This is a genomic window from Paracoccus sp. (in: a-proteobacteria) (assembly GCF_030538655.1).
Lineage (GTDB): Bacteria > Pseudomonadota > Alphaproteobacteria > Rhodobacterales > Rhodobacteraceae > Paracoccus.
In genome coordinates, this window is sequence record NZ_JAUNTO010000040.1 from 1 (window position 1) to 9538 (window position 9538).

Genomic DNA, 9538 nt, shown 5'->3' on the forward strand with positions numbered 1-9538 from the left:
TGTATTACCCCAGCCGAAGGCAATCCTCGCCCGCCTTTACCGCATTGGTCGAGGCATTGCGCCACCGGGATTAAGGCGTCAGGATGTCTTGCCGCTGCTTTGACAGCTTTTCCAGCATCTGATGCGCCTTGGATGCCTCTGCCAGCAGCAGCGTGGCAAAGACCGGCAGGTTCAGCCCGTCGTCGCGGATGCCGGCAAGTGTATCTCTTACCCGGCGCAGCATCTGGTCGCGGTCGGTCGGGAAATGCCTGAGATCCCCGCCTGAGACCGTCAGTGATCGCGTCATCAGTGCATTTGGCGACGCCGGGTCAGCGGGACCGTTGGCCGCGCCAAAAATCATGATATGCCCACGCAAGGCTGCCGCCGCCAGATTGCCGGGAAAGATCGCCTTGCTCACACCGTCGATAATCAGATCAGCACCATGACTGCCATTCAGACGCAGCGTTTCCGCAGCGAAATCGGACCGGCTATAGTTAATCACCTCATCCGCGCCTGCCTGACGCACCGCGCGCGCCTTGTCTTCGGTGGAAACGGTTCCGATCACCCGTGCGCCCAGATGCCGTGCCCATTGCACCAGCATCAGGCCAACGCCGCCTGCCGCTGCATGGATCAGCGCCACGTTACCGGGGTGGGGCTGACGGAAATCATGGATTAGATAATGCGCGGTCATCCCCTGCAAGGGAAACGCTGCGCCCTGCTCAAAGCTGATATCCTCCGGCAATGGTATCAGGCTGTCGGCATTCACCAGGCAAGCCCCCACATAGGTGCCGGGCTGGCGGGCGAAACTTACACGGTCGTCGGGCTTGGTGGTGGTGGTCACACCTGCGCCCACCGCCTCGACCACGCCCGACGCCTCCAGCCTCGGAACGAATGGCAGCGGTTGAGGGTCAAAGCCCGTGCGCTAATAAACATCGACAAAGTTCACGCCAATAGCCCTGACGCGGATCAGCGCCTGCCCCGGGCCGGGCGGCGGCAGGTCGATCTGTTGCAGGTGCATCACCTCGGGGCCGCCGTATTGATTGATAACGATGGCTGGAGTTTGCAGCAGGTGTGTCATGAAAGCACCTTTTCCCGTTTGGATACACGTTAACATAGACGCGAGCTGCGGATAAGCTGCGGGTTATGGCATGGGGTTGTGAATAATTCTCAACAGTATGTGGTTCTACTCACAAGCTCATAAGAATAAAACACATCATTCACGATGGGGCGGTCAGCCGGGCTAGAAATGGCGTGACCAATGCCGCGCAAGCATCGCGAGTGATGTCGGACGGTTATTTTTGCAGGCATATTTTTACAGATGATGTTGCCTTGCCCGGTTTGGCCAGACAGACAGTTGGCCGGGCTTCTCGTTTATTCACCAAGGCACCGAAGTCAAAAACGCTTTCTCGCCGACTTCTCCTTCCGCACCCATGATTGAGGCGCGGAGGGAGAAATACAGCTCCGTGGTGAAAATTGAAATCATCTTGCCCCGGGCATGATCCGGACCACTCAGCTCTGAAGCTGTCATGCTGCATCAGTATTTTGATCCCCTGTCTTCATCTTCTGTCTCAGATCCCTTGCAGACGTTCGTGCACGGTAATCGAAAGATACTCACGCGTGCCGCCCAGATTCTCGCGGGATCTGCTGGTGAATCCGGTTGAGATGAAAGCCCACCTGAACAAGCAGGAAAAATTCCTGTCCCCGCGTCAGGCGGCCCTGAACCTTCGCCTCAACATGGAAATGGTGCCGTGTTTTCTGGGTGAGGGATCCGGGCCAATAATTTTCAACGTCGTCGATATTAATCTGCGTAAAGTAGCGAGAACGAAGCGTAAGGTCACCGAGGATGCAGTCGTGGAATTAGAGCGGACCCATGTTTCCCTTTGCGCAATCGCCAGCGAGACCGGAAGGTATTTCAGAACCGTAATGGTAATCCTCCCGATGGTTAAGGCGGTGCGAAGGTAGAATTTTCTCGGCAGGATCGACGAGGAGATTCCGATGAAGAAGAGCCGTTTCACCGAGACGCAGATCATGGGCGTGTTGCGCCAGGCTGAGGGAGGGCTGGCGGTGCCCGAACTGTGCCGCGAGCATGGGATCAGCAGCGCGACGTTCTACAAATGGCGCGCCCGATGGCGGCATGGATGCGTCCATGGTGAGCCAGAGTGAGCGGTGATCGCCACTGGTTCGAGAGAACCGCGAACGGCTCTGGCGGACGAGAACCGGCGACTGAAGCGCATGTTTGCTGACCTCAGCATGCAGGCCGATCTGCTCCGAGAGGCTCTGGGAAAAAAGTGACGCGGCCAGCTCAGCGCCGCGAGTTGGCCGAGAAGGCGGTGGCGACGAAGGGGGTCAGCATCGCGCTGGCCTGTCGCGCATTTGGCGTCAGCGAGACCTGTTTCCGCTACAGCCCGAGGCGCGACGACGAGAACGAGATGATCGCCGACCTGCTGGTCGGGCTGACCAAGGTCCACAAGACTTGGGGTTTCGGCCTGTGCTTCCTGCAGCTGCGGAACGTCAAAGGGCATGTCTGGAACCACAAGCGGGTCCACCGCATCTACTGCGAGTTGGAGCTGAGCCTGCGGATCAAGTCGCGGCGACGCCTCAAGCGCGAGAAGCCCGAGGAACTGGCCGTGCCGGAGGCGCCGAACCTGGTCCATGGACTTCATGGCGGATCGCCTGGCCGATGGGCGGCAGTTCCGCCTGCTGAACGTGCTGGACGATTTCAACCGCGAGGGGCTGGGCATCGAGGTCGATTTCTCGCTGCCCGCCGTGCGGGTCGTCCGGTCGCTGAACCAGATCATCGAGTGGCGCGGCAAACCCTTGGCGATCAGGGTGGACAACGGTCCCGAATATGTCAGTGCCACGTTGATGACCTGGGCCGAGAAGCAGGGCATCGCCCTGAGATACATCCAGCCCGGCAAGCCGCAGCAGAACGCATACGTCGAGCGCTACAACCGGACGGTCCGGCATGAATGGCTGGACCTCTACATCTTTGAAACCATCGAGTTTGAAACCATCGAGGAGGTGCGGCAGATCGCAACCGAATGGCTATAGACCTACAACAACGAACGCCCCAACATGAGCATCGGCGGCGTAACACCCGCCATGAAGCTGAAAATGGCCGCGTGAGTTCTACGGTCGCATCCCGTTAAAACGGGGAGGATTACCTAATGATGAGGCTGGATGAAATGCAGATAAAAGCCGTTCGTTGCGACACGCAGCCGACTGCGGCAGTATTTTTACGCTCGGCTGTGTTCTGGTCGAGATTAAGTATTATTTAATCCCAGATGCTGAAAGGCCGCCGAACTCCGGCATCCTTTTATTTTACTTAAAGAGAGGATAAATCATGCTTGTCTCGAAGCTTGCCAAAACACCCACTGGCGCAACGCAGATCAGGGAAAGCTGCGCCAGTGATCTGTCACCGCCAGCCTCACGATTGGAGGCTGGCGCATGGGCAGGGTGCTATTCCTCCAGCGCCTCAAGCTCGTCGATGAAGCCTTCTATCATCGACAGCCCCTTGTCCCAGAAGGCCGCGTCGCTGGCGTTCAGGCCAAAGGGGGCCAGCAGGTCGGAATGGTGTTTCGATCCGCCCGCCCGCAGCAGGTCGAAATATTTCTGCTGGAACCCCTCGGGCGTGGTCTCGTAGGCGGCATAGAGCGCGTTCACCAGACCGTCGCCAAAGGCATAGGCGTAAACATAAAACGGCGAATGCACGAAATGCGGGATATAGGACCAGAAGGTTTCATATCCCGGCATGAATTCGAACACCGGGCCAAGCGATTCGGCCTGCACCGACATCCACAGGGCGTTGATGTCCTCGGGCGTCAGTTCGCCTTGGGCGCGGGCGGCGTGGAGTTTCGATTCGAAATCATAGAACGCGATCTGCCGCACGACAGTGTTAATCATGTCCTCGACCTTGCCGGCCAGCAGGGTCTTGCGTTGCGCCGGGTCAGTGGTCTTGTCCAGCAGCGCGCGGAAGGTCAGCATCTCGCCAAAGACCGACGCAGTTTCGGCCAGCGTCAGCGGCGTATCGGCCAGCAACTCACCCTGCGCTGCGGCCAGCCGCTGGTGGACCCCGTGGCCTAACTCATGCGCCAGTGTCATCACGTCGCGGGGTTTGCCCAGATAGTTCAGAAGAACATAGGGGTGAACGTCGGTCACGGTCGGATGCGCGAACGCGCCCGGCGATTTGCCCGGCGTCACGCCTGCGTCAATCCAGCCCTTGTCAAAGAACGGCGCAGCCAGATCGGCCAGCTTGGGGTCGAACCCCGCATAGGCGTCCAGCACGATCTGCCGCGCCTCGTCCCAGCCGATCAGACGCGGGGTTTCAGTCGGCAGGGGCGCATTGCGATCCCAGACCTGCAACTTGTCGAGGCCAAGCCATTTCGCCTTCAGCGCATAGTAACGATGCGACAGACGCGGATAGGCGGCGACCACGGCGGCACGCAGCGCCTCGACCACCTCGGGTTCCACGTCATTGGACAGGTGGCGGCCGTATTGCGGGGCCGGCATCTTGCGCCATTTATCTTCGATGGCCTTTTCCTTGGCCAAGGTGTTGTGAATACGCGCGAACAGAGTCTGATTGTCGCCAAAAGTCACAGCCAGCGCCTGCGCCCCCGCCTCGCGCCGCGAACGGTCATGGTCGGTCAGCAGGTTCAGCGTCGCCTCAAGCCCCAGCGTTTCGCCATCGACGTCGAATTCCAGCGCGGTCATGGTTTCGTCGAACAGCCGGTTCCACGCGGCGGCACCCACCACCGAATTGTCGTGCAGAAACTGTTCCAGCTCATCCGACAACTGGTGCGGGCGCATGGCGCGCATCCGGTCGAACACCGGCTTGTATCGTGCCACCCGTTCATCGGCGAACACCGCCTGATAGCGGTCGTCGGGAATACGGTTGAATTCGAGGCTGAAGAACACCAGCGGTGTCGTGTCCTCGGTCACGCGGGCCTGAAGATCGCCCAACTGCTTGGCGCGGGCGGGATCGGCGGTGTTCTGGGCGTGACGCAGCCCGGCATAGGACATGATCCGCCCGCCAAGATTGCTGATTTCCTCGTATCGCTGAATGCACTGCTGCATGGCGGCGGCATCCAGTTCGGCCAGTTTGCCCTGATAATCGGCGGCAAAGGCGGCGGCCAGATTGTGCAGACGGTCCAGATCGGCGGTCAGTTCGGGGGCGTCGGGTGCGGGGTAAAGATCGCTCAGATCCCAGACCGGCAGATCACCCAAGGCAGGGGCGGCGCCATTGTCATTCGCATCGAAAACCGGGGTCGCGTGCATGAAATCTCCTGTCATTCGCTGTGGGGAATCTGGGGCGTGCGGACGGTGGGCGCAAGACTTGCCGTGAGGCGATCACGCAAACCCCCGCGCCGGGCAAGGCGCGGGGGGATGGGCGGCAAGCGGGGCAAATCAGCCGCGATGGCCAGACCGTTCCCGCGCAGGCTTTTCGCCCGCATGTTCAAAGGCACCGGAAGGGTATTTGATGTGCGCCGTTTCCTTCATGTTTTTCATGCCCTTGTCGGCGTCAGGGTCGCGTGGATGCAGCGGGCCGCCATCTTCCTTCATACTGTTGCGTTCCTCTGCCGCAGCCTTGAGATCGGCGGCCTTGCGCGCCAATGCGGCCTGATCCTTGCCTGAAGCACCGCCATCGCGGCGCTTTTTCTGTTCGGCACCGGCACGGCGCAGAGCAGCGGACAGATAGTCATGTTTGGTCTTGGTTCCGGCGTTATCCCGTGCTGGACTGTTGCCGCGCGGGGCAGCCTTTCCGCGTGCTTCGCGGCGCTGACGGCTGGCAATGTCGCGCGCACGGTCGCGGCGGTCGCGCAGGCGGCGGATCAGATCGTTCAGATCGCTGTCGCTCAGGCGGGCCAGATTGGGCTGACGCGCCGCTTGCGACAATTCCTGTTCCTCTTGATCGAGGGCGCGTTTTTCTTCGGGCATCATCCGGGTCATGTTTCCTCCTTATTGTTCGTGACCCAACGGTTTGCGCAGAAATTTGTTCCTATTTTGCTGAGTTGTCGCGAAAACACGGCGCTTTTTGGGTCGGCTCCAAGCCTCAGAGTTGTGTTTCCACACAAGGGCCGCTATGCGCGGCCCATCCTGGCGGCCCGACAAGCCGCACTCCCCAAAAATCCAGAAAAGCCATGACCGAAGCGAAAAATCACACCCCGATCCCGGAACTGTATGTTTCCGCAGAAGCCGCCGCCGCGCTGAAGGACGCAGCAGGACATATGCCATCGTGGGATCTGACCCCGCGCCAGATCTGCGACCTTGAATTGCTGATGAACGGTGGCTTTCAGCCGCTGACCGGCTTTTTGTCCGAGGCTGATTATAACGGCGTCGTCAATGACATGCGCCTGACTTCGGGCGCGCTTTGGCCGATGCCGATCACGCTGGATGTGTCGGAAAAATTCGCGGGTGAGATCGAACCGGGCACCGACATCGCCCTGCGCGATCAGGAAGGCGTCATTCTGGCGATCCTGTCTGTGACCGACAAATGGGTGCCGAATAAATCGGTCGAGGCGGAAAAGGTTTTCGGTGCCGATGACATGGCGCATCCTGCCGTTAACTATCTGCATAATGTTGCAGGTCCGGTTTATCTGGGCGGCAAGGTCAAAGGTTTGCAACCGCCGACCCATTACGATTTCCGCGGTCGCCGCAATACGCCCAATGAATTGCGCGCGATGTTCAAGAAACTGAACTGGCAGCGCGTCGTGGTGTTCCAGACCCGCAACCCGCTGCACCGCGCCCATCAGGAACTGACCTTCCGCGCCGCGCGCGAGGCGCAGGCCAACCTGATGATCCACCCGGTCGTCGGCATGACCAAGCCGGGCGACGTGGATCACTTTACCCGCGTCCGCTGCTATGAAGCGGTGCTGGACAAATATCCGCAGGCCACCACCACGCTGTCGCTGCTGAACCTTGCCATGCGTATGGCTGGCCCGCGCGAAGCCGTGTGGCACGGCCTGATCCGCCGCAACCACGGTGCGACCCATTTCATCGTTGGCCGCGACCACGCTGGCCCCGGCAAGAACAGCGAAGGCAAGGATTTTTACGGTCCTTATGACGCGCAGGAACTGTTCAAAAAGCACCAGGACGAAATCGGCGTCGAGATGGTGGACTTCAAGCACATGGTCTATGTGCAGGAAAAGGCCAGCTATTTCCCCGCGAACGAGGTGCCCGAGGGTTCCACCGTTCTGGACATCAGCGGCACCGAACTGCGCCGTCGTCTGCGCGAAGGGCTGGACATCCCGGAATGGTTCAGCTTCCCCGAGGTGGTGCAACAGCTTCGCCGCACCTCGCCGCCGCGCGCGCGGCAGGGCTTTACCGTGTTCTTCACCGGCTTGTCGGGCAGCGGCAAATCCACCATCGCCAACGCGCTGATGGTCAAGCTGATGGAGATGGGCGGCCGTCCCGTATCGTTGCTGGATGGTGACGTGGTGCGCAAACACCTGTCTTCGGAACTGGGCTTTAGCAAGGAACACCGCGACATCAACATCAAGCGCATCGGTTATGTCGCGTCCGAGATCACCAAGAACGGTGGCATCGCGATTTGTGCGCCGATTGCCCCCTATACCGCCACCCGCCGCGCCGTGCGCGAGATGGTCGAAGCGGGCGGTGCCTTTGTCGAAGTCCACGTCGCCACCCCGATCGAGGAATGTGAACGCCGTGACCGCAAGGGCCTGTATAAGCTGGCCCGTGAAGGCAAGATCAAAGAGTTCACCGGCATTTCCGACCCGTATGAAGAGCCGCAGAACCCGGAACTGCGCGTCGATACCACCAATATCGACGTGGACAGCGCGGCGCACGAAGTCTTGCTGAAGCTGGAAGGCATGGGCCTGATCGGCCTGAACTGAAACACGAAAGGCCCCGCACAGGCGGGGCCTTTTTCATTGCGGACAGGGCAGGGCGGTTTCGCCGTCCCGGTATTGTTAATGCACGCTGACCGGCGTCAACTCGTTCTGGCGTGCCAGCATAAAGGCCAGTTGCCGGTCGCGCACCAGCGCCAGACGTTCGCCATCAATGCCATGCACGGCATACAGACTGTCCAGCCCCTGCGCCTGTTCGCGCACCTCATTGGGCAGTTCGGCCATGGCCACGCGGCGGATGTAAACGGTGTTGCCGCCCTGGCCTTCGTTGAAATCAAACTTCGTATTCATCTTTGATCCCCTTTATTTGCGGCTGATCGGTATGGTCTGCACCACTTGCTGTGGCTGCACTCTTTTCAGGTCGATATTCAGCAAGCCATTTTCCAGATGCGCCCCGGTCACATCCACGCCATCGGCCAGAACAAAGCTGCGCTGAAAGGCACGGGCGGCAATCCCGCGGTGCAGAAAAACCCGCTCGTCCGAAGGCTCGGCCTGACGGCCCCGGATCACAAGCTGCCGGTCCTCGGTGGTGATCGTCAGATCCTCGTCGGAAAAGCCGGCCACGGCCAGCGTAATCCGAAACGTATCCGGCGGCATATGTTCGATATTATAAGGCGGATACCCCTCGGCACCCTTGGCGGCACGTTCGGCCAGCCGCTCGATCTGGTCGAAACCTAACAGGAACGGATGCGTCCCCAAACTCATCTTGCTCATCCTTCAGCCCTTCCTGATGCAAGCGACTGGCGGCCGATCCCGTCATGGCGACCGGCACGGAATAAATATGGAAAGGCGGTGGGCCGGAAACAAGGGCCGGGTCAGCGCAGGCTTAACCCGCATCCTGTCAGCGCGGTGCGGATCGCCGCGCCCGAGCCGCCAAGCGGAAAGGTGACGCGGGTGCCCGCCGCCGATGCCTGCACCTGCCGCCCTGCCATCAACGCCTGCAAGACCGCCAGGCTGGCCTGCGCATAGTGGATACCGCCTCGGGTGATCGCGGGGCTGCGATACGCGCGCCTGTCTATGGTCAGCACCATTGCATCCACCCGGCCGCCAAACCCCGCAAGGCCCAGCACAACCTGCCCGCCCCGGCTGCACATGACGCTCAGCTTGCGGCCACCCGCCCCGATTTCGGCGGAATGCCCGCCGCCGCCCGATGTCCTGTGATTGCTCCAACCCGGTGCCGAGGGCTGGCGAGGGGTAGATTGGCGCGCGGCCGGGGCTTGCGGTGGCGCCTGACACAGCCGTTCGACGCAGCTTTGATACTGCTGGCTATGCGCGCCGGGGGAATCGGCAAGGCAGCGCCAGACACATCGCTGTTCTTCCTCGGCCCGCAGACGTTCAGCGGCACCGGCCTGTGCGAACGCACCCGGCGCGGTCTGGATCAGCAGGGCGGACATCAGAAGGGCAGCACGGGGCAATCGGGACATGGCCATTCTTTCCACAGCGCGAATGCTCACAGGGTCGTGAAGCCTGCTGCATCCGTCAAGCGCAGATGTCCGGGATTAACCATAAATACAGCTTTGCGGGTTTCCTGTTAACAAGGACGAGGGGAGCGATTATAACGGACGAAACCAGCGCCTCACCCGGATCTGCCATGAACCCGCATCACGAGATGTCTCAGGAAGAAATCGCGCGCGCCCGGCTTGAGGTGCTGCGCCGCGAACACCGTGATCTGGACGAGGCGATCGGCGCGCTTGCCG

The 9538-nt window shown here is 60.6% G+C and carries 8 protein-coding genes and 1 pseudogene; 2 read left to right on the forward strand and 7 right to left on the reverse strand.

Annotated features, from left to right (window positions below; genetic code table 11):
• Positions 1-70: 70 nt before the first annotated feature.
• Together Q4G22_RS15405 and Q4G22_RS15410 are read right to left on the reverse strand one after the other, a co-directional pair.
• Positions 71-844 (reverse strand): zinc-binding dehydrogenase, encoded by a 774-nt coding sequence (locus tag Q4G22_RS15405; protein WP_303386771.1) that lies wholly within the window; start codon positions 842-844, stop codon positions 71-73.
• A 57-nt stretch (positions 845-901) separates the two neighbouring features.
• Positions 902-1057, reverse strand: a complete 156-nt coding sequence (locus tag Q4G22_RS15410) for a hypothetical protein (protein ID WP_303386772.1) — start codon at positions 1055-1057, stop codon at positions 902-904.
• Positions 1058-1974: 917 nt separating this feature from the next.
• Between Q4G22_RS15410 and Q4G22_RS15415 the strand changes: the two are divergent.
• A pseudogene (locus tag Q4G22_RS15415) lies at positions 1975-3105 on the forward strand (IS3 family transposase).
• Between the two features lie 333 nt (positions 3106-3438).
• Here the strand turns inward: Q4G22_RS15415 and Q4G22_RS15420 are convergent.
• Both Q4G22_RS15420 and Q4G22_RS15425 read right to left on the reverse strand, forming a co-directional pair.
• Positions 3439-5253 carry a M3 family oligoendopeptidase gene (locus tag Q4G22_RS15420; RefSeq protein WP_303386773.1) on the reverse strand — a complete coding sequence of 605 codons (1815 nt, stop codon included), beginning with the start codon at positions 5251-5253 and terminating at the stop codon, positions 3439-3441.
• A 129-nt stretch (positions 5254-5382) separates the two neighbouring features.
• Positions 5383-5925 (reverse strand): hypothetical protein, encoded by a 543-nt coding sequence (locus Q4G22_RS15425; RefSeq protein ID WP_303386774.1) that lies wholly within the window; start codon positions 5923-5925, stop codon positions 5383-5385.
• A 191-nt stretch (positions 5926-6116) separates the two neighbouring features.
• Between Q4G22_RS15425 and Q4G22_RS15430 the strand changes: the two genes are divergently transcribed.
• On the forward strand, positions 6117-7829 hold the full coding sequence (locus Q4G22_RS15430; RefSeq protein WP_303386775.1) for a bifunctional sulfate adenylyltransferase/adenylylsulfate kinase: 1713 nt from the start codon (positions 6117-6119) through the stop codon (positions 7827-7829).
• A 75-nt stretch (positions 7830-7904) separates the two neighbouring features.
• Here Q4G22_RS15430 and Q4G22_RS15435 read toward each other — a convergent pair whose 3' ends face one another.
• The 3 genes from Q4G22_RS15435 to Q4G22_RS15445 form a co-directional block, all read right to left on the reverse strand.
• Positions 7905-8132, reverse strand: a complete 228-nt coding sequence (locus Q4G22_RS15435; protein ID WP_303386776.1) for a DUF1150 domain-containing protein — start codon at positions 8130-8132, stop codon at positions 7905-7907.
• 12 nt (positions 8133-8144) lie between these two features.
• Positions 8145-8555, reverse strand: a complete 411-nt coding sequence (locus Q4G22_RS15440; RefSeq protein ID WP_303386777.1) for an Hsp20 family protein — start codon at positions 8553-8555, stop codon at positions 8145-8147.
• 101 nt (positions 8556-8656) lie between these two features.
• Positions 8657-9235 carry a hypothetical protein gene (locus tag Q4G22_RS15445; RefSeq protein ID WP_303386778.1) on the reverse strand — a complete coding sequence of 193 codons (579 nt, stop codon included), beginning with the start codon at positions 9233-9235 and terminating at the stop codon, positions 8657-8659.
• Between the last annotated feature and the right edge of the window lie 303 nt (positions 9236-9538).